Consider the following 20,902-nt stretch of genomic DNA (forward strand, 5'->3'; position numbering starts at 1 on the left):
TTTTCATACCCTGCCGCATAGTTGTTTTAAGTCATCAGCGTTTTGTTAAAATAAATCCATAAATAAAAAATCCCACCCTACAAACAGGGCAGGATTTCAAGAAGGATTTTTAAGGGCCGTGCCAGATTAGTTTTCAACATTGGTACGTGGCCAGCAGTTCATGCTTCCTGTTTTTTCATTCAGTATATCCTGGTTAGCGGTGTTGATACCTTTAACCATCCCCCCTACAATATTTACAACCGGCCTTGTTGGATTAAGGGCTTCCTTTATCCTAAGGTGAAGGTCGGCATAATGAGCTGCTGTTATGGCATCGCCGCCTTTTGGCAGGCCGGTATCAATTTTCTTTAATTCGGCACGTACCATAGGCCTGATATCAGACAACGCGATGTTGATTGGAGTAAAGCCCCAGCTTGCCAGCTGCGCGCTTGATACACCCGGGAACGCGAAACTTGCATCTGTATTTAACAGGTTTTTCAGGTTTTCGATATAACCCCTTTGCAGGTTGCGCTGATAGCTGTCGGGCTTGGTTGTGCCGAATACGCCCGTATGCAAATCGGTTAGTAACTGCGCAACGGTATAGGCATTAGCGCCGTTTTTGGCTTCATTATCATACATCCGCGCCAGCCTTGAGGGATTTAGTTCATTGCCCAACAATGAAACCTGCATAGCCTTAATACGGTTTATCATAACGCCGTTATCAAACTTGGCCAATTCGGCTTTGTTAATTAGCCATAACGGGGTTGCGTATAATTGCTGGTTTAAAAATAAGGCGGCTTCGCGCTGGCGTTCTTTACTCACAAAATCATAAACCGCGCCTTTTTGATCATATGTTTTAAAGTTTTCGTTCATGCCGCCAATATTGGTGGTAACATGCCCCATATAACGATAGTACTGACCTAAAACCTCATTATATAATTCATTAAGATCGGCATAGTCCTCATCTTTTTTGTACGACCATTTTTCGAGGTTTGGCAAAATCCGTTTCAGGTTGGCAATGCCATAGGCGCTGGCTTTCATGGCATTATCGCCCAAATCTTCGTTTTGCAGGCGGGGGTCGATGGAGGTGCCCTGGCGGCCGAAATAGTAAACCGGGTTACCGGCGTTTTTGTTAGTCCACACGGCTAATGTTTCCTTTTCCTGCTCGGGCGTTTTATTGCCGGGGAACCAGGTATATCCCCATTTTATTGCCCAGTTATCATATTCGCCAATTTGCGGATACAGGTGCGTAACGCCATCGCCGGGTTGGGCTATGTAGTTAAAGCGGGCATAATCCATAATAGATGGTGCTGTACCATGTTTATCGGTAAAAGTTTTTGAGCGCAGTGAATCAACAGGGTAAGCGTAGCTTGAGCCAAAGTTGTGTGGCAAACCTAAAGTATGACCAACTTCATGCGATGATACAAAACGGATCAGCTCACCCATTTGATCGTCAGCAAATTGTGCATGGCGGGCTTTGGGGTTTACCGCTGCCGTTTGGATCAGGTACCAATCGCGCAATAGCTGCATCACATTATGGTACCAGCCAACATGGCTTTCCAGGATCTCGCCGCTGCGCGGATCGGCCACGTGGGGGCCGTAGGCGTTTTCTACGTCCGAAGCAAAATACCTGATCACGCTGTAGCGGGCATCCTCGGTGCTAAATTGAGGGTCTTGTTTTGCTGTTGGGGCTTCTTTAGCGGTTATGGCATTTTTAAAACCGGCGGCTTCAAACGCTTTTTGCCAGTCGTTTACGCCCTGTATTAAGTATGGCACCCACTTTTTAGGTGTAGCCGGGTCAATGTAAAATACAATTTGCTTTTTAGGTTCAACCAGTTCGCCCTTTGCATAAGCAATAGGGTCTTTAGGCTCTAATTTCCAGCGGTGGATATAAGCGGTAACCAGGGCTTTCTGCGCATTGGTGCCATAATCTGTTTGGCGCTGGCCAAAAAAGCCTACACGCGGGTCCATGATCCGTGCTTTCATTGGTATTTTGGGCAGCAAGAGCATGGAGGTGTTCAACTCAAATGTAATGGCCGCATTACTGTTATCGGTCGGGGACTCGCCGGCGCGGTAGGTTTTTAGCGTACGCGCCTCAACATTTATCGGGAAGCTTTTAATGGTGTCGATATACGAACGTGAGTTATCAACCCCCATGGTTTTATAAGCCTTTTTGATATCGTCAGACAAACCAATAGCGGCAATATCGCCGTTGTAAAAATCGGTAACATCAATTAAAACGCCGGTAGTGTCTTTATTAAAGGCTTTTACCTCAAAGGACGCCAGTATAGCATCAAGGTTTGAGTTTTTAACCGATTGGTACATATCGCTGGTGCTATCGGCACGCAACGAATAGCTGGGCACCCGGATAAACACCTGCTTATCGTGCTTTTCCCATTTCCAAACCTGGTTGTTGATTTCTTCGCCGCCGTACTGCTGGCCAAATGTTTTGAGGCCGCCCGGTGTTTTTACAAAGCGGGTAACCACCAGCATTTCGCGGTTAATTAATGAATCGGGTATTTCGTAGTAATATTTGCCATCAACCTTATAAGTATTAAAAAGGCCGCTATCAGCCTTTGTTTTAGCGGGGATAAGGTCGCTAAACTTTTTAATACCTTCCTTTTTGGGGGTTCCGGTTGTTGCTGTCGCAACGGTTCCGCCGGGCGTGGTAGTGGTTTTTAGGGTAAGGCTTTGGTTTGCAGCTTGCTTCCTGGCAGCGCAAGAGCCTGCCAAAACCGCAAGTGCCAATACTGAGCCGCGTAAATAAATACCCGGCAACGGATGTTTTTTCATTTATTAAAAATAGTTTAAACCGTAAACTTATATAAAAAACAGGGCTTTTTTAGCCGCAAAGTGTTTTATCAATAATAATTTTACAGGTATTATTAATTATATCCTGCGTTTTAATGTCAGTACAACTTTATCAACCCGTTTGTCATGGTACACCTCAAGCAGCAGGCTTCTATCGTCCTTTGATTTGAATATTTCATCAATATCCTGGAGGTTCATTCTTGAAACAGGTTTAAAATTTACCGATATGATTTCGTCGTCGCGCTCAAGGCCAATTTCATCGGCTGCCGAACCGGGTTCTACGCGGCTGATGACGATCCTGTCGAGGTGGTCGCCCGCGGCATAATACTCAAGGCCGCTCATGTCATGCTCAAACGGATCGTTATAGGTTGAGCCGGGTTTTAAATACATGGCGCTGTCCGGATAATCAAGAATAACGGTAAACCGCTTTAAGATCCCAACGCCGAGGTTTCCATCGCGCTTCACCGACAGGTTGGTTTGGTTATTGCTATCATCAGGAAATGAAGCTATTACTCTTTTCATCCTGAATTTACCCAAACTGAATTCGTCCATCCGGCTTATAAAGCCATTTATTGGTCCGTTTAGGCCGATGCCCAGGTTGGCTGAAGCAATAAATTTTTGCGGGAGGCCATAGGTTTTTATATAACGCTCAATTGATACCGGGTGGCCGGCCCCAAGGTCAACAACCAGCTTGGTTTTAATAGGTGCTATGCCTGGCATCATAACCCGCGCATGTACATAGGCCTTCCTGTCTTCGACAGACATGGGTATCTTATTCGCTTTTCTGAAAGGTTTAAGGTCTTTGGGCCTGCAAACGGTAACTACGCTGTCCTGGAAACTGATCTTTACAGCCAGGTTGTTAAAAAACTCGTAGCCCAATAAGCCATGAATAGGCATGCCTGCATAGCCCGAAAGGTTAAAAATATCTTTTTTTAATATGGCGGCTGCGACATCGTAGCTAACCAGCCCCGGTATGGCAATATCTAAGGTTGAGGTTACATAAGCTTCCGAATCTTCTCCTTCGCCAAGCCCCGGGATTTTTAATGTACGTTTGTTAGGAATACTGATAGAATCGGCTAATTTAGGATCGGTTATGATCATGAGGCCTACGCCGGTATCCAATATAAAGTTAAAGGGCCCTTTGTGGTTGATCTTAAGTTGAATGATCATCAGGTTTCGCTCCAGCTTGAACGGGATATTCACCTTTTTTTTACGTACATCAAGATCAAAGTACTGGGCCCGGGCTGTGGTTGTAAGGCAAAATGTTAACACAAATGCCAGCCACAATGCTCCCGGATGGCGTAATTTATAATATAACTTGTGTAACAAAGTGGTTATAGTTGGTATATTAAATTTACGAGATTTATTTGTTAAAAAATTATTTTATTATGCGAAAGTCAACAATTTCATTTCTGTTAATTGTTTGTGTTTTATCCCTTTGTTGTGATATTGTTTATGCCCGTTCCATAAAAAAACGGAAGGTTAAAAAGCTGTTTAAGCGTTCGCAGATTGTTAATGATCATTTTACCGGGTTTGCTCTTTATGACCTGGATGAGCATAAGATGATATATGAATTAAATGCCGATAAATATTTTACGCCTGCATCCAACACCAAGCTTTTTACTTTTTATACCTGTTTGAAAATGCTTGGCGATTCTATCCCGGCATTGCGTTATCAAACCCGCGGTGATTCGCTGATATTTTGGGGTACCGGCGATCCTTCTTTTTTACACAGCGATTTGAAAGGAATAAACGGGCTTAACTTTTTGAAGAACAGCAGTAAACACCTTTTTTATTCGCCCGGTAACTATACCGGTGAGTTTTTTGGTGCAGGATGGGGCTGGGACGATTACAATGATTATTACCAGGCCGAAATAACCGCCCTGCCAATTGAGGATAATGTGGCTCAGCTTTACGCAGATAATGACGGTAACATGCAGGTAAGGCCGCAATATCTAAAACGGTTTTTAAATGCCGATATTAATTATCGCCCGGGCCAGTTTAAAGTTAAGCGCGATTTTATCAGCAATAATTTTATGTACCCTGCCGGCGAGATACCCAAAAACTACAAACAGGAAATCCCATGGAAAACAAGCCTGCAATTGACCATGGCCCTGCTGCAGGATACGCTTAAAAAGCAGGTATCCTTATTGCAGGAACCAATGGCTGCCGATGCCCGGATTATTTATAATACCAATGCCGATTCCGTTTACCGGCGGATGCTGCAGCCGAGCGATAATTTTATTGCCGAACAATTGCTGCTGGTGTGCTCATCGGTAAAGTTTAATACCCTCAGTACCGATTCGGCGATCAATTACTCAAAAGCACATTTTTTGAATGACTTGCCCGATGTGCCGCAATGGGTTGATGGCTCGGGATTGTCGCGGTATAATTTGTTTACCCCCAGGGATCTTGTTGCCCTGCTGCTCAAAATTCAGGAGGAGGTGAAAGATGAAAGCCTGTTACATAGCATGATGCCGATAGGCGGCGTAGCAGGTACAATTAAAAGCGCCTATAAAACCGATAACGGGCAGCCTTTTGTTTGGGCAAAAACCGGGTCGTTAAGCAATAACCATAACCAAAGTGGCTACATAGTTACCCGTAAAGGCAAACGCCTGGCTTTTGCATTCATGAACAATAATTTTACCCGGTCAACCCGTGAAATAAGAGATGAGATGGTGAGGATCATGACGTACATACATGATAAGTTTTAATCCCTTTTATCGATCCCGAAATAAGTACCATAGCCGTTAACTTAAGAGGTTGCTTCAGCGTAAATGCTTCAAGATCCCCTCTCGAGAGCATAGCCGTCAATTTAAGGAGTAGTATAAAAATTTTTAAGAGCAAGAATCGGCCAACCAAACCTGACAGGGTTATTTAAACGCTTAAAAGCGGAATTATTTGACCATGGATTTCTTGATACCCTTGCTAAAAACACGGGAGTGATCAAACGTTTAAGGAAGATAAGCGGATCAGATCTTCTGGATACGCTGCTATTTGACAGCAATCAATCATTTAATGGCATGAGTATGCAGCTGATGTTAAGGCATTCACTTAATATATCAAAACAGGCTCTGCATCAAAAGTATAATGAAGGGCTGACGGAGTTTATCAAAGGGGCTCTGGAGCGACTTTTAGCGATAGAATTGCCTTGTAGAGAGATACAAGGGCTTGAGATCAACATCAAAGATTCCACACGTTTTGCCTTACCGGAGGCAATGGCGGATGTTTATCCGGGGACAAAAGGCTGCGGGATAAAAGCTGGCGCGGCCCTGCAGTTTGAGTTTGGGATCAAAAGTGGAAGTTGTGATATCAGGCTAACACCGGGCAATTGCAATGACCAGAAAGAAAGCCACCTCGATCAGCAGATGATTCGACCGGGTGTATTATACATGAGAGACCTGGGTTATAGCCATATTGCTTATATGAGCAACATTATCGAAAAGAAGGCATTCTTTGTCAATAAGTTAAGCCCCAAAACATCGATACACATTCTGCGTAATGAAGTATACCAGGAGCTGGACCTGACCGCTTTACAAAAATCAGGAAAAGCATTTGACGGTTTAGTTTATATTGGAAAAGACGAGCTACCTGTCCGGATGATTATTGAACCGGTAAGTGATGAAATAAAAAATAACCGGATAAGCCATACCGATAAATACAACAAAAAGAAAGGCCATCAGACAACAGCGCTTTTCAAGCTCAGAGCAGGCTTTAATTTCATTGTAACCAACCTGGATAGCACTTACAGTGCCGAACTGATCCGGAAACTCTATCATCTCCGCTGGCAGATCGAGTTGGTGTTCAAAGGCTGGAAATCATCGTTGAAGATCCATCAGATGCCTAAAGGAAATACCCACCGTATCACCTGTGCACTTTACAGCAAACTATTATGGGCTATGTTAAGCTGGAAGATAACAATGTCAATCGGTAAGATCGGCGAGGTAAGTATCCTCAAGGTACACAGTTTTATAGCATCAGGTATGCAGGAGCTAAGGCTGCAATTGTGGGGATTAAGCAGTAAGTGGCTGGATATGCTCGAACAGCTTCCGTTTTACAAACTGCTTAAAGAGCAGAAAAAAGGACGGCTCAAAACAGAGGAAATTGTAATAATTATTTGATAATCAATATATTAAATGCTATCTTTAGGTGTAAACAAAGAGAAAGGCAGAACCCTTTACCGATCTGCCTTTCAAAAAAATAGAAATAAAACTATGAGAGCAAAAATACATAAAGTTTGCCTTTACGGGCAAACTACGTTCTGCCCTCAATCTCAAAAAAACAAACTCTTTTTTATTGCTTTCGCTTAAATTGACGGCTATGCTCTCGAGAGGGGGCGGGTTGGAAAAGAGCGGGAGCAGGGGTGTGTTATACAAGCGATAAGTCGCGCGTAGAGTAACACACCCCTCCACCCCTCTCGAGAGGGGAATCGCACTTCCCCTCGCTTTTTAGGCGTTTTTCTCCTTAAGTTTAAGTTAACGGCTATGGAAACAAGTTAGAGATGAAAGGGGATAAAACCAGGAAGAGGTTTCGTGAAAACGAAACCTCTTCCTGGTTTATATCTATTCTTACCCTTTAGGGGCCAGTGGATTAACCTTTTACACGCTCAACGTAAGCGCCGGTAGCGGTATCAACCTTAACTTTATCGCCGATGTTGATGAATAGCGGTACACGGATCTCCGCGCCGGTTTCAACGGTGGCATTTTTCAAAGCACCGCTTGAGGTGTCACCTTTTACAGCCGGTTCGGTGTAAGTGATTTCCAACTCGGCCGAACCAGGGATAGAACCCATGATAGGCTCATCACTTTCAAAGGCAACAATTACGTTCATGCCTTCTTTCAAAAATTTAACCGCCGGGCCAAATAACGCCTTTGGTACGTTATGCTGATCGTATGTGGTGTTGTCCATTACTACTAATGAATCACCCTCGTCATACAGGTATTGATAATCATTGGTTTCAACGCGGGCTATGTCAACCTCTTCATCGGTACGGAAACGGTATTCAACCAGTTTACCTGATTTAACGTTGCGCATACGGGCCTGGTAAAACGCGCGTAAGTTGCCCGGGGTACGGTGTAAAAACTCCTCAACCTGAACTAATTCGCCGTTGAAGCGAAGTACATTTCCATTTTTAACATCTGATGCCTTAGCCATAAAATAATATTGAGGCGCAAACTTAGGAATTTGATTTGAGATTTTTAAACCTATACCATTTAAAATGCCGTTAATCTTTTAGCTATCAGCTATATCTATGATCTAACTTCTTTTGAAGACCCAAATATATAACCCAATATCGCAGTTAATATAGGTAATAACAAGTTTAATAAAATGGTTTTGCTTGTTTCAAGGACAAAGTCACGATAAGCTTTTTTCTCAGCGATAATAGTTGCTATAAGCTTTTCATCTTTGGAGGATGACAATCCTTTTAGAGCCCCTGTTGCATCAAGTTCCTTAACAAAGAAAAAAATGATCAAAAAAACTATAAACGTGAATATAATGCCAAATGCTATCTTGGCAAGGTCAAGCCCTGCCTGTTCAATTCCCGACAGGGGTTTTCCTGGCGGAGGCGGCTGCGGTGTGTCTTTAGTAACGCCGACCAAAGATACAGAAGTAATTCCGGCAACCTCCTGCACCTCTGGCGCAGCAGCTGGGGTAATTTGTTTTACACCACTTAAATCAACAGCTGGCATATTCGTTATGCTATTTTATTTTGCCGTTATTTTATCCAGAACCGGCATAGCCAACTGTTTAACATCCTCCCCCTTTTTATCAGTAGAAAGTATTACCCTGCCATTTTTTGCCTCTTCTACCGCCCAGTTCAAAATGGTTAGCGCCTCTGTTGTAATTTTTGAAGTTTTTAAGTCCCCTAAATTTTTACTTAGGTTTTTCATAAAATCATCGTCAATATTTAGTCTAATTTCCATGGCATTTAAATTTAACAATTAAATATACGGATAAATTTTGGATAAAAAAAGGAATTTTATAGGATATTTCTGGAGCTTCCAGACTTAACACCAATGCCATATCTAAACCTTATAATCCACAATACTCAATCTGTGCGTACAGAAGCCATACTCATGCTCCTGGTTGGAGCATACTATCGTAAGGCGACCGGCGGCAAATTGCTGTACAAGACTTAGATACCAATCAACGCCCTGGGTATCAAGGTTGGAGGTGGGCTCATCCAACATGAGCATGGGGGTATCGGCGCAAAAAGCAAGGGCCAGCTTAAGGCGCTGCTTCATTCCCGACGAGAAATATTTAATAAGCTTATTGGCACTTTTAGGCAGGTTAAGCAGCGCAATAACCTGCTCTTTATCTATCCCCGGCTTAAAGCTTTTAAATTTAAAATGAAAATCGATCATCTCGCTCATGGTAAACTCTTCTATCAGCTCAAGATAGGGAGCAGCAAGGCTTAAATGAGTAAAAACGGTATCTATTTCAACCGGCTTGCCTTCGTTAACAAATTCAATTTTACCTGTAGAAGGCGAAAGGCTCCCGTTTAAAACCTGCAGTAAGGTTGATTTCCCGGAGCCGTTGGGGCCAAGGATGGCATATGACTCGCCGGAAGTAAAGGTATAATCTACTCCCCTGAAAATCCAGTCGCGGTTAAAGCGGCGGCCGATGTTTTGGAGGGTGATGGTCATAGGGAGCTTATGGTTGATGGTTCATAGTTCATAGCCGAAGAACCTGATTTGTAGCTTATGGTTGATGGTTCATAGCCAAAGAACCTGATTTGTAGCTTATGGTTGATGGTTCATAGTTCATGGCCGGAGAACCTGATTTGTAGCTTATGGTTGATGCAATACAGAATCAGACAAGTGTGCGGCTATGAACAATGAACTATAACCCATCAACCGTTTAGGTATTCCCAAACCCTTTCATGATACCGCGTTGCGAGTTTTGGAGGAAGTTGATGATCTCATCGCGTTCTACACTTGGGGTAAACTCGGCCTCGATGATATCAAGCGCTTTGGTTACGTTATATTTTTTAAGGAATATGATCCGGTAGATCTCCTGGATTTCGGCTATTGTAGCGGCCGAAAATCCCCTGCGGCGCAAACCTACAGAGTTGATACCTACATATGACAGCGGCTCACGACCAGCCTTGGTAAACGGAGGAACGTCTTTACGTACCAGCGAACCGCCCGAGATCATGCTATGCGCGCCAATTTCAACAAACTGGTGCACTGCAGACGAGCCGCCGATGAAAGCGTAATCATAAACCGTAATGTGGCCTGCCAATTGCACGGCGTTGGCAACAATTACGTTATCGCCAATAACACAATCATGCGCTACGTGTACATAGGCCATCAGCAAACAGTTGCTGCCAATGGTAGTGGTATTTTTATCAAGCGCGGTACCGCGGTTAAGAGTAACACACTCACGTATAGTAGTGTTATCGCCAATAGTTACGGTGCTTTGCTCGCCTTTATATTTTAAATCCTGCGGCGGGGCGGATACTACCGCGCCGGGGAAGATCCGGCAATTTTTACCTATCCGGGCGCCATCCATAATTACGGAGTTGGAGCCTATCCAGGTACCTTCGCCAATTTCAACATCCTTGTGGATGGTAACGAATGGCTCAATTACCACGTTATCGGCAATTTTGGCCTGTGGATGGATGTATGCTAATGGCTGGATCATGCTTCAGATTCTTTTACTTTTACAATTTGAGCCATCAGTTCGGCCTCAACAACAACACGGTCGCCCACCATCCCTATACCTTTCATGGTAGCTATGCCTCGGCGGATGGGAGCAATAAGGTCGCAAATATAAATAATAGTATCGCCGGGAACTACCTTGCTTTTAAAGCGGGCGTTCTCAATTTTCAGGAACAGGGTAAGGTAGTTTTGCGGATCGGGAACCGTATTTAACACCAGGATGCCACCTGTTTGCACCATACCTTCAATTTGTAATACACCAGGGAAAATTGGCGCACCGGGGAAATGGCCTTTAAAAAACTCTTCGTTAATGGTTACATTTTTGCACCCTACAACGTGGCTTTTGGTAAGCTCCAGGATCTTATCAATCATCAGGAAAGGCTGGCGGTGAGGCAGCATGCCCATAATTTCAACCGTATCAAAAACCGGCTTGGCGTTCAGGTCGTAAGTTTTTACCTGCTTACGGCTTTTTTCCTTTTTGATGAGCGCTTTGATCTTTTTAGCAAAGGCAACGTTAGCCGCGTGGCCTGGTCTTGCGGCCATGATATGCCCTTTTAACGGCACGCCAACCAGCGCCAAATCGCCTATCATATCCAGCAGCTTGTGGCGTGCCGGCTCATTTTGATGGCGAAGTTCAATATTATTTAAAATGCCCTGCGGGGCAACATTGATATCCTTGCGGTTAAAAAGCTTGGCCAAGTGGTTAAGTTCTTCCTGGTCAACATCTTTGTCAACAACCACGATGGCATTGTTCAGGTCGCCGCCTTTAATCAGGTCATGCTTTAACAACATTTCCAGCTCATGCAAAAAGCAGAAGGTACGGCATGAAGCAATTTCTTTTTTAAACTCGCCAATGGTTGAGATACTGGCATGCTGGCTGCCCAGCACCTGCGAGTTATAGTCGACCATACAGGTAAAACGGTAATCATCCAAAGGCATGGCAACCATTTCAACCTTACGCTCAGGTTCAGAATAGTGAATATTGTATGGAATATGGTAATATTCGCGGTCGGCATCCTGTTCAACCAGCCCAATTTCGGTTATTACGTCAACAAACTGTATCGAGCTGCCATCCATAATGGGGGTTTCGGGGCCATCAAGATCAATCAGCAGGTTATCAACTTCAAGCCCAACCAAAGCGGCCAGCACGTGCTCAACAGTATTTACCGTAGCGCCGTTCTGGCTTATAGATGTTCCGCGCGAGGTATCGCTTACGTTATCAACATCGGCATCAATAATTGGCGCACCGGGAATATCAACCCTCCTGAATTTATAACCATGGTTTTCAGGAGCGGGATTAAAGGTCATTGTAACGCTTTGTCCGGTGTGCAAGCCTGTTCCTGATACCGAAACCGGCGCTTTAATAGTTCTTTGTTTAACGTTCATATTTAAATTTACAGGCTAAGGCTATTCGCTTGCCTTGCCTTTACGTAGTTCTTCAATCAATTTTTCAAGCTCATAAACCTTGCGATCAAGCTCGGGCAGCATTCGCAACTTCGCGTGGGCACGAAGGTAGTCTTTATATGGCATATTTGGAGAACCTCCCCAAGCCTTACCTTCTTCTGTGATAGAGCGATTTATACCTGTCTGGGCTGAAAACTGCGACCCATTGGCAATATTGAGGTGACCGGCAAAACCTACCTGGCCGCCAATCACAACCCTTTCGCCAATTTTAGTACTGCCCGATATGCCCGATTGCGCTGCAATCACGGTATGCGCCCCAATTTCAACATTGTGGGCTACCTGGATCAGGTTGTCAATTTTTGCTCCTTTGCGCACTATGGTCGAACCCATGGTAGCCCTGTCGATAGTGGTATTTGAACCCACTTCAACATCGTCCTCCAATATTACGTTACCAATTTGTGCAATTTTGGTGTAAGTACCGTCAGGGTTGGGTGCAAATCCGAAGCCATCGCTGCCTATCACGGCCCCCGAGTGTACTATTACATTGTTCCCGATAACGCAATCAAAGTAAACGGTGGCGCCTGCAAACAGTGTTACATTGTTGCCCAGGGTTACATTGTCGCCAATATTAACGTTGGAATAGATTTTACAATTATCGCCGATGGTTACATTTTGGCTGATGTAGGCAAACGCCCCGACATAAGCCCCCGTGCCAATCTGCGCCGTGGGATGAATAAAGCTTGGCTGTTCAATTCCTTTTTTATCCAGCCTGAAGGTGTTGTACTTATCAAGCAGGACAGTGAACGCGCTGTAAGCGTTCTCAACCCTGATCAGTGTAGCCTTTACCGGCTCCGTTAACTGCTGATCATTATTAACAATAACAATGGAGGCGTTAGTGGTATACAGAAACTGCTCATACTTAGGGTTGGCCAAAAAAGAAAGACTGCCGGCGCCGGCTTCCTCAATCTTGGCAAGCTGGCTAACAGTTGCTGAAGGATCGCCTTCCACAGTTCCGTTGAGCAGTAAACTTATATCATGAGCGGTAAATTGCATCGGGCAAATTTAAATGTTAAAATTGAAGCAACAAATTATTAATGAGTTATGAACAATGTTTAAGAAGTCGTAAGTCTTTAGTTATAAGCCAGAAGTCCAAAATCTTATTTTTCTTTTCTGACTTAAGACTTCCGACTTAGAACTTAAGACTACCCGGCAAGCAACTCCTTATTATAACACAGGATATATTTTTTCACCGTTTTGGCCAAAGCTACCAGGTTTGAGTTGTCGCTGGCGGCGGCAATATCCTTCACTTCGCCGTTCTTCATCAATATGCCAATGTTACCATCGTTTTGGTTGTAAGCGTTATTACGGATAGATGTAGTAAATACAAAGTAAGCCTCAGCGTCTTCATAACTAATACCATACTTTTCCATCGCCTTTTGGCGGAGGCTTTCAACAAAAGCTTCATCGGGGCATTCGTTGGTAATATCAACCCTGAAAAGGTTACGCTGCACCAGGTTTTTGCAAAGATGGGAAAGTACCAGGTCGGGATGATATGCCCACACTTTTACCGATGCCATAATATCGGTATCATCCAAACAGGCAAACGTTTCCAGGTGATGGTCCTCGTTCATGAAAGCATCACGGCTAATGCGGTTCTTTAAAAAATGCATCAGGGCCGGAGTAGCAAACAGGTTTTCACCCTGCGAGATCAATTCACGGCCGCGCCTGAAGATCTTGGTTAATACCTCCTCGCCTGCTATTACTGTTTTATGCAGATAAACCTGCCAGTACATGAGGCGGCGGGCTATCAAAAATTTTTCTATCGAGTAAATACCTTTTTCGTCAACAACTACATGGTCATCCTTAACATTGAGCATCTTGATGATACGCTCGGAGCTGATCACCCCTTCGGATACGCCGGTGAAGAAACTGTCGCGGTTAAGGTAATCCAGCCTGTCCATATCCAGCTGACTGGATACCAGCTGGTGCAGGAACTTACGCGGATAGGTATCATTAAAAATATTGATAGCCATGGTAAGCTTACCCTCAAACCGGGTATTAAGCTTATTCATTAGCATTGAGGAAATGTCTTCATGGGCGATACCATCAATAATAGTATTTTCCAAAGCGTGTGAAAATGGCCCGTGGCCAATATCATGCAATAATATGGCAATGGTAACCGCCTCCTCCTCTTCGGCAGAAATTTGATGGCCCTTGTTTCGGAGGGTTTCAAGCGCTGTATCCATCAGGTACATGGCACCCAAAGCGTGATGAAAACGGGTGTGCAATGCTCCGGGGTATACCAGGTGGGTCATGCCCAGCTGTTTAATATAACGCAGCCGCTGAAAGTATGGATGGGATATGAGGTCAAAGATCAGTTCGGTAGGGATACTGATAAAACCATAAACCGGGTCGTTAATTATTTTCTTTTTATTCAATGCCGCTTCTAATAATTGCAAAAATGTAAAACAAAGGTAAAATAAGCGCGTCAGGTTTGTTAAATTTTGTTAATACCTTTACTGAATAACAACAAAAGCATCTATTTGGGGTTTACAGTCTGAATCAGAATTTACAGAATTTTAGGATTCACAGAATGCGGAGACTTAGATTACGATATTTGAATTTGGGTTTAACCTTATACTGAATCATTCTGCTAATTTTCAAATTCTGAAAATTCTGATTCAGACGATTATTTAATATACATACTATGCAAGACACCACCATTTTATGGGCCGATGACGAAATTGACCTGCTAAGACCACATATACTTTTCCTGGGCGAAAAGGGCTACAAAGTAACCACCGTTACCAATGGCTATGACGCCGTTGACTCTTTTAAGAACAATTATTTCGACCTGGTTTTTCTTGACGAGAACATGCCCGGCCTTACCGGCCTGGAAACCCTGCAGCAGATCAAAAACATCAACAACGATGTACCTATTGTGCTGATCACCAAAAATGAGGAAGAGTACCTGATGGAAGATGCCATCGGTTCAAAGATAGACGACTACCTGATTAAGCCGGTACACCCCAAGCAAATTTTGCTTACTATAAAAAAACTGACCGAAAACAAACGCCTCGTTACCGAGAAAACGACCATGGCCTATCAGATGGATTTCCGCACACTGGGCATGACGCTTAACGAAAACCTGAGCCACCAGGAATGGGTTGACGTTTACAAGAAGCTGATTTACTGGGAGCTTGAGCTGGAAAAGCTGGAAGATGCTGGCATGCACGAGATCCTGACGCTGCAAAAGGCCGAAGCAAACATGCAGTTTTGCAAGTTTGTGGAGCGCAACTACCTTAACTGGATCAAAAACCCGGATTTGGCGCCAACCTCATCGCCTCAATTATTTAAAAAGAAGGTATTTCCTAAGCTGGAAGGCAAAGGTCCCTTGTTTTTTATATTGATAGATAACCTGCGGTATGATCAGTTTAAGATCATTAACCCTATTATTTCCGAATATTTCAGGCTGGAGGAAGAGGATACTTATTATAGTATCCTGCCAACGGCTACACAATATGCCCGTAACTCCATTTTTTCGGGGCTGATGCCTTTGGATATGGAACGCCGCTATCCATCTATGTGGCAAAACGATGAGGATGAAGGCGGCAAGAACTTGTACGAAGCCGAGTTTTTAGCCGATCACCTGAAACGTGTGCTGCGAAAGGATTGCAAACACTCATACCATAAGATCCTGAATATTGATGAAGGCCGGGCGCTGAACGAGTCGGTGAATAACCTCATGAATAACGAGCTTAATGTAGTGGTATACAACTTTGTGGATATGCTTTCGCACGCCCGTACAGATATGCAGATGATCCGCGAGCTGGCAAGTGATGATGCAGCTTACCGTTCACTAACCCTGTCGTGGTTTGAGCATTCGCCCTTGTATGACCTGTTGAAATACCTGGCTCAAAAACAGGTACGCGTTATCATTACTACCGATCATGGTACCATCCGCGTAAAAAATCCAAGCAAAATTGTGGGCGATAGGAATACCAACACCAACCTGCGTTATAAACAAGGTAAAAACCTGAATTATAATGCCAAGGAGGTTTTTCATATCCGCAACCCGCACGATGCCATGCTGCCAAGGCTGCACATCAGCTCAAGCTTTGTTTTTGCCAAGGAAGACAGCTATTTCGTGTACCCGAACAACTACAACCACTTTGTGAATTTCTATAACGAAACCTTCCAGCACGGCGGGATCTCGTTAGAGGAAATGATTGTGCCGGTGGTTACCTACGGGCCGAAATAGGGATAAAGGGGGCTTGTCAGTCTGAGTGTTTAAATCCAGCGGCCTCTGAAGGGGAAATGACAAAAGAGGGCCTGTCAGTCTGAGCCTGTCGAAGACTCGTGCGGAGAGGCCTGCCGCCATACTTCGACGAGCTACCCATGACATAATAATTTAAGCAGGTACAAGTTCCCTATTTAGTTCAAAGGCGAGTTTCTCTAATCGCCTTTGTTTCTGTTCCTTAATGATATTTTCATAGGCTTGCAGCCCTTTTTCCACAAAGTCGGCTCCTTTTACAATTAAACGCCAGTATTGAGCGGCCAGTTTTCTGGCCGTTGCTTTAATAGCTATTGCCGGACCTTTTCTGCTCCTTAATCTTCTTGCAAATGAACCCCAGCCGATATACTTGCTGTTCAATAATCCATGGGCCATTTGTTTGAATATTTGCCCGACGGCCGGTTTACCCTTACTTTTACTTTTGTTCTTTTTCCCTGAACGATCCTGGCCGGGAGATAAACCAAGCCAGCTTGTGAAATGTTTTTCACTTGGCCATCGGCTAAGATCCGAACCCACCTCTGTGTATAACTGTAACCAGTTGTAATCTGTAATACCCGGAAGTTTAGTTGCATCCTTACCATCAAATATTTTTAACAGATGATCTCCCAGGTTGTTGATATGAGGTTTGTTGTGACGGATCGCCTTGCGTTTTCCTTCGCTTATTCCCGGTGGCAGGTTCTTATCCCTGTTGATCCGTTGTAAAACACTATCAATCTGGCTGTCGCATTCCATTATCTGGCCTTGATAAAAACCATAAGCCTTATAGGCCTGACCTAATGCAAAAAGCCCTTGCGCTGTATAATGACCTTGCAGGGCTTTCAATAGCTCTTCCCCTTTATTCTCCCTGATCTTTTTATGGCAAAGTGAAAACAACTTATCAGGATCTCGCTCGCCTTGCAGTATCGCATCGATTAACGCCATCCCGCTTACTCCATGGACCTGGCTTAATACCTCCGGCAAACGGATATTCATTTCTATTAAGGCCTTCTGCATGTGCTGAACATGCATGGCCGCACTCCGAAGATGATCCTCACGAAGGCGCTGGTAACTACGCAATTCTTTGATATGACCTTCGGATACATAACAGCGGTTCAGCAAGCCATAACTATGCAATTGCTGTATCCACTGACAATCTTTTACATCTGTTTTCCTGCCTGGTAACTGGCGCGTCTGTCTTCCGTCAACAAGCCACACATCCAATCCCCCATCTAAAAGAATATCGTAAAGTACATACCAGTATACTCCTGTGGCTTCCATTGCCACTGTACTTACCTTATGCTCCAATAAATAGTTCTTAAGTGATACCAGATCACTGGTGAAAGTCTCAAACGAACGAACCGGCTGGCCTTCAAGACCCACAAATACCTTGCGGGCTCCAATATCTATACCTGCCGCATGAAAATGCATCTTTTCCATACTTATAACGCTTTTTAAACCGTGCCCGAAGGAGTTTAAAGAAAAGACAGGCTACCCATCGGACAAATCACCCACACAAGGGATCGTACCATACCTTCAGACTCTTGCTTCGGAACCATACTCAGCAACAGGCAATAAGCACTATAACTCGGTCGGCCACACTGCACGGTTCAGCAAATCTATGTCATTTCACCTTCAGAGGCCACGGATTTAAACACTCAGTATGACACCCGTTTGAAGTTGTCATGGGTAGCCTGTCGAAGACTCGCGCGTAGAGGCCAGCCCACCATGCTTCGACGCGCTCAGCATGACACCCATTTTAATAAAAAAAGCCATTGCCTTGTGCAATGGTTTTTTTTATTGTGTCGTTTAAAACTCCAACTCCAGCAACACCGGGCAATGATCGGAATGCTTAGCCTCCGGCAATATCGCCGCACGACGGATCTTATCTTCAAGCGGGGTGCTGGCCATGGCGTAATCAATACGCCAGCCTAAGTTTTTACCGCGGGAACCGGCGCGGAAGCTCCACCAGGTGTAATTATGCGGTTCTTTATTTACGTGGCGGAAAGTATCTATAAATCCACCCTCAATAAAGTTCTCCATCCATTCGCGTTCCTCCGGTAAAAAGCCCGATGAGTTGGCGTTTGATTTTGGATTGTGAATATCAATAGGGCGGTGACAAATGTTATAGTCGCCGCAAACCACCAGGTTAGGATGCTCCACTTTAAGCAGGGTAAGGTACTTGCCAAACTCATCTAAAAAGCGGTATTTAAAAACTTGCCGGTCATCGCCGCTTGAGCCTGATGGGAAATAAACGCTCATCACCGAAACCTCATCAAAGTCAACCCGGATGCAGCGCCCCTCACGGTCAAAATCAGGAATGCCGCAGCCGTATTCAATATGGTTGGGCAAAATTTTTGTGAAAATAGCCGTGCCACTATAGCCTTTCTTTTCGGCCGGGAACCAGTAATGCTGATAACCCATCTGGTCAACCAAACCCAAATCGGTCAATACATCGGGTGTTGCTTTAATTTCCTGTAAACAAACAACATCAGCATCAGTAGCCTGCAGCCAGGCCAGCCAACCCTTGTTTATTGCCGAACGGATACCGTTAACATTATATGTAAGTATTTTCATGTGGGATTTTGGATGTTCGATTTCGGATTTGATTTGAATTACGAAACTACAACAAAATTGCTCCATCTGCCGCGGGTTTTTAACCCGTGGTGTACCATGGTTTCAGCTTTCAGCTGAATTTGTATAAGCTGAAAGCTTACATTGTGCCAACCACGGGTTACGCTATCGCTAAACCCGCGGCAGTTTGGTTTATTTCTTCTCCGGAAAAAGAATGGCATCCAGCTGTTCACATTCTTTTTTGCTCAGCAATTCAACAGTCATAGGCACATCAGTGACAGGGCGGTCGTTAGCGGCTTTTTTAACGGCAGCAATACGATCTACCATATCAATACCTGTAACAACTTCGCCAAAAACAGTATAGTTTTGATCAAGATGAGGCGAACCGCCAACTGATTTATACCATTCTCGCTGAGATGCCGGGATTTTGCGGCCTTTAAGCCGGGTATTTTCCAGTGTATCCAGTTTGCCGTCGGTAAAGCGTTTGCCTTCCACAATATAAAACTGGCAGCCGCTTGATTCTTTTTTAGGGTTATCATCCCGTGCGGCAGCAAGTACACCGCGTTTATGAAACAGGCTGTCGCGAAATTCGGCCGGGATGGTATAGCCCACTTCGCCATTGCCCAGCTCGGCGCCGGGTGTGGCTTTTACAGGGTCTTTTGAATCCGGATCGCCGCCCTGGATCATGAAATTCTGGATCACGCGGTGAAACAGTGTGCCATTATAAAAGCCCTTTTTGGTTAACTTGATAAAGTTATCGCGGTGCAATGGCGTTTCATTATACAGGCGAATGATGCAATCGCCATATGCCGTATGGATCCGCACATATTGGTTTTTAGGCGGCCCGGCAAACGCGGTAGTAAGGGTTAATAACAGAATGCTTAGGGTAAAAAGTTTCTTCATAGACCGTTGATTTTTTTGATTTCGATGATTACGTTGATTTTTGACTGATGAAGATAGATTAATTGTTCCGAATGTTCTAATTCCCTCCCTGGGGAGGGGTGCGGCCGGCAAGTGTGATGGCAGGGAGGGGTTATACGCGATGCCAACAACAAGTATGAGAAACCCCTCCCTGCCCCCTCCCAGGGGAGGGAATCGCGCAATCCCTTGCTTAAAAGCCATTTACAAACACATTAACCCGTCACCAACCACTCACCTAATCAACCCAATAAACCACTCGCTACTCAGTCCCCTCCATCTCCTCAAAGTAATTTACAATAAGCGATTTCATCATCATTTCCTGTTCAAGCAGGGTATAGTTGGGGATTACTTTTACGCGTTTCCAGTGCGGCCAGCCATCCTGGTCAAGACCTTCGAGCTCGTAAAAGCCCATCATGCTCATTAAGCGGCAGGTTGCGATATGCATCAACTCTTCCTTTTGGCGTTTGCTAAACTTCCGCGGACCTTGCCCCAGCTCCTGTACCCCGATCAAAAAAAGCATCACCTTTATATCGGGTTTTTCATTATCAAAATCCTCAGCTATCCGCTGTTGCAGCGCATCCCATTTTTTATTGATCTCGGCAGGTGTCATATTTGGCAAAGATAGATTAGTTCATGGTTCATAGTTGATGGTTCATAGTAAAAATCTGGCAAATGGCTTTTTCCTAACAAACGCCAAAGCCATGACCTATCATTTTATGTTAGTTCATGGTTCATAGATGATAGTTCATAGTAAAATGTGCAATGTGGCCTTTTTCTATCAAACACTAAACCATGAACCATCATCTATGAACCATGAACACCACATTATTGTTACAATGTTGCATTAATATTCCCGTTTTAATACTTATTTTTGCCGTATTCCGTTAAAGGGATGTTGACTGTGAAAAAAAACCGCTTACATATTGTATTTGCGTGGCTGCTGCTTGTTTGCTTTGCGGCCGGGCAATATATGGTTTATTCGCACCAGCACGCCCTCATCAAGGGAATCACCAAACACAGCCATATGGCTGTTGGTCAGCAAACGGTTAAAGAAAAATGTTTACTGTGCGATACCATGCACCATACTGATGCTGTGGTTGTTAGCAACAGCTCATTTTTTATCCCTCTTGTAACTTCAGCTCATGCTTTTAAAGCCTGCGATTACAATTTTGTAAGCCTTGCGCTTATCCTTGCGGCCGGCCGGGCCCCTCCGGTAACTGCTTAACGTTACCCTATTCTTTCTTCAAAACATAGCCGTTGATCATAACGGTATTTATTGATT

General features: G+C 44.3%; 18 protein-coding genes. 4 read left to right on the top strand and 14 right to left on the bottom strand.

Going from position 1 to position 20,902, the window contains the following annotated elements; translation table 11 throughout:
- Positions 1–126 precede the first annotated feature (126 nt).
- The gene (locus tag MusilaSJ_RS15660; protein ID WP_274985876.1) at positions 127–2,769 is read right to left on the bottom strand and encodes a zinc-dependent metalloprotease; all 2,643 of its coding nucleotides are present in this window, start codon (positions 2,767–2,769) and stop codon (positions 127–129) included.
- 96 nt (positions 2,770–2,865) lie between these two features.
- On the bottom strand, positions 2,866–4,116 hold the full coding sequence (locus MusilaSJ_RS15665) for an aspartyl protease family protein (RefSeq protein WP_274985877.1): 1,251 nt from the start codon (positions 4,114–4,116) through the stop codon (positions 2,866–2,868).
- A 59-nt stretch (positions 4,117–4,175) separates the two neighbouring features.
- Between MusilaSJ_RS15665 and MusilaSJ_RS15670 the strand changes: the two genes are divergently transcribed.
- Both MusilaSJ_RS15670 and MusilaSJ_RS15675 read left to right on the top strand, forming a co-directional pair.
- Positions 4,176–5,501, top strand: coding sequence for a D-alanyl-D-alanine carboxypeptidase/D-alanyl-D-alanine-endopeptidase (locus MusilaSJ_RS15670; RefSeq protein ID WP_274985878.1), 1,326 nt, complete (start codon positions 4,176–4,178; stop codon positions 5,499–5,501).
- Between the two features lie 150 nt (positions 5,502–5,651).
- Positions 5,652–6,908 carry an IS4 family transposase gene (locus tag MusilaSJ_RS15675; protein WP_274990445.1) on the top strand — a complete coding sequence of 419 codons (1,257 nt, stop codon included), beginning with the start codon at positions 5,652–5,654 and terminating at the stop codon, positions 6,906–6,908.
- Positions 6,909–7,377: 469 nt separating this feature from the next.
- Here the strand turns inward: MusilaSJ_RS15675 and efp are convergent, their stop codons facing one another.
- From efp to MusilaSJ_RS15715, 8 genes are all read right to left on the bottom strand, one after another.
- Positions 7,378–7,941, bottom strand: coding sequence for an elongation factor P (gene efp, locus MusilaSJ_RS15680; protein WP_090532660.1), 564 nt, complete (start codon positions 7,939–7,941; stop codon positions 7,378–7,380).
- A gap of 95 nt (positions 7,942–8,036) precedes the next feature.
- Positions 8,037–8,477, bottom strand: a complete 441-nt coding sequence (locus MusilaSJ_RS15685) for a hypothetical protein (protein ID WP_274985879.1) — start codon at positions 8,475–8,477, stop codon at positions 8,037–8,039.
- Between the two features lie 15 nt (positions 8,478–8,492).
- A complete protein-coding gene (locus tag MusilaSJ_RS15690) occupies positions 8,493–8,711 on the bottom strand; it encodes a hypothetical protein (RefSeq protein WP_109611062.1) in 219 nt (72 codons plus the stop codon).
- Between the two features lie 102 nt (positions 8,712–8,813).
- A complete protein-coding gene (locus tag MusilaSJ_RS15695) occupies positions 8,814–9,434 on the bottom strand; it encodes an ABC transporter ATP-binding protein (protein WP_274985880.1) in 621 nt (206 codons plus the stop codon).
- A gap of 214 nt (positions 9,435–9,648) precedes the next feature.
- The gene (lpxA, locus tag MusilaSJ_RS15700; protein ID WP_090532656.1) at positions 9,649–10,434 is read right to left on the bottom strand and encodes an acyl-ACP--UDP-N-acetylglucosamine O-acyltransferase; all 786 of its coding nucleotides are present in this window, start codon (positions 10,432–10,434) and stop codon (positions 9,649–9,651) included.
- Positions 10,431–11,837: a bifunctional UDP-3-O-[3-hydroxymyristoyl] N-acetylglucosamine deacetylase/3-hydroxyacyl-ACP dehydratase gene (locus MusilaSJ_RS15705; protein ID WP_274985881.1), complete on the bottom strand. Its 1,407-nt coding sequence runs from the start codon at positions 11,835–11,837 to the stop codon at positions 10,431–10,433. The genes lpxA and MusilaSJ_RS15705 overlap by 4 nt, the downstream gene beginning before the upstream one ends.
- Positions 11,838–11,858: 21 nt before the next feature.
- Positions 11,859–12,908, bottom strand: coding sequence for a UDP-3-O-(3-hydroxymyristoyl)glucosamine N-acyltransferase (lpxD, locus tag MusilaSJ_RS15710; protein ID WP_274985882.1), 1,050 nt, complete (start codon positions 12,906–12,908; stop codon positions 11,859–11,861).
- Positions 12,909–13,057: 149 nt separating this feature from the next.
- Positions 13,058–14,293 (bottom strand): HD domain-containing protein, encoded by a 1,236-nt coding sequence (locus tag MusilaSJ_RS15715; protein WP_274990460.1) that lies wholly within the window; start codon positions 14,291–14,293, stop codon positions 13,058–13,060.
- A 269-nt stretch (positions 14,294–14,562) separates the two neighbouring features.
- Here MusilaSJ_RS15715 and porX point away from each other — a divergent pair, with 269 nt between their 5' ends.
- Positions 14,563–16,116 (top strand): T9SS response regulator signal transducer PorX, encoded by a 1,554-nt coding sequence (gene porX, locus MusilaSJ_RS15720; protein ID WP_274985883.1) that lies wholly within the window; start codon positions 14,563–14,565, stop codon positions 16,114–16,116.
- A 150-nt stretch (positions 16,117–16,266) separates the two neighbouring features.
- On the opposite strand, the gene MusilaSJ_RS15725 is transcribed toward porX, so the two are convergent.
- The 4 genes from MusilaSJ_RS15725 to MusilaSJ_RS15740 form a co-directional block, all read right to left on the bottom strand.
- On the bottom strand, positions 16,267–17,565 hold the full coding sequence (locus MusilaSJ_RS15725; RefSeq protein WP_274985884.1) for an IS110 family RNA-guided transposase: 1,299 nt from the start codon (positions 17,563–17,565) through the stop codon (positions 16,267–16,269).
- Between the two features lie 369 nt (positions 17,566–17,934).
- Positions 17,935–18,702, bottom strand: a complete 768-nt coding sequence (locus MusilaSJ_RS15730) for an exodeoxyribonuclease III (RefSeq protein WP_176626213.1) — start codon at positions 18,700–18,702, stop codon at positions 17,935–17,937.
- A gap of 189 nt (positions 18,703–18,891) precedes the next feature.
- Positions 18,892–19,602, bottom strand: coding sequence for a peptidylprolyl isomerase (locus MusilaSJ_RS15735; RefSeq protein ID WP_274985885.1), 711 nt, complete (start codon positions 19,600–19,602; stop codon positions 18,892–18,894).
- A gap of 277 nt (positions 19,603–19,879) precedes the next feature.
- Positions 19,880–20,230 (bottom strand): hypothetical protein, encoded by a 351-nt coding sequence (locus MusilaSJ_RS15740; protein WP_274985886.1) that lies wholly within the window; start codon positions 20,228–20,230, stop codon positions 19,880–19,882.
- Positions 20,231–20,521: 291 nt separating this feature from the next.
- Here MusilaSJ_RS15740 and MusilaSJ_RS15745 point away from each other — a divergent pair, with 291 nt between their 5' ends.
- Entirely contained in the window at positions 20,522–20,845 is a 324-nt protein-coding gene (locus MusilaSJ_RS15745) for a DUF2946 family protein (protein ID WP_274985887.1), read from the top strand.
- Positions 20,846–20,902: the final 57 nt, after the last annotated feature.

Origin of the sequence: Mucilaginibacter sp. SJ (genome assembly GCF_028993635.1) — a bacterium.
Lineage (GTDB): Bacteria > Bacteroidota > Bacteroidia > Sphingobacteriales > Sphingobacteriaceae > Mucilaginibacter.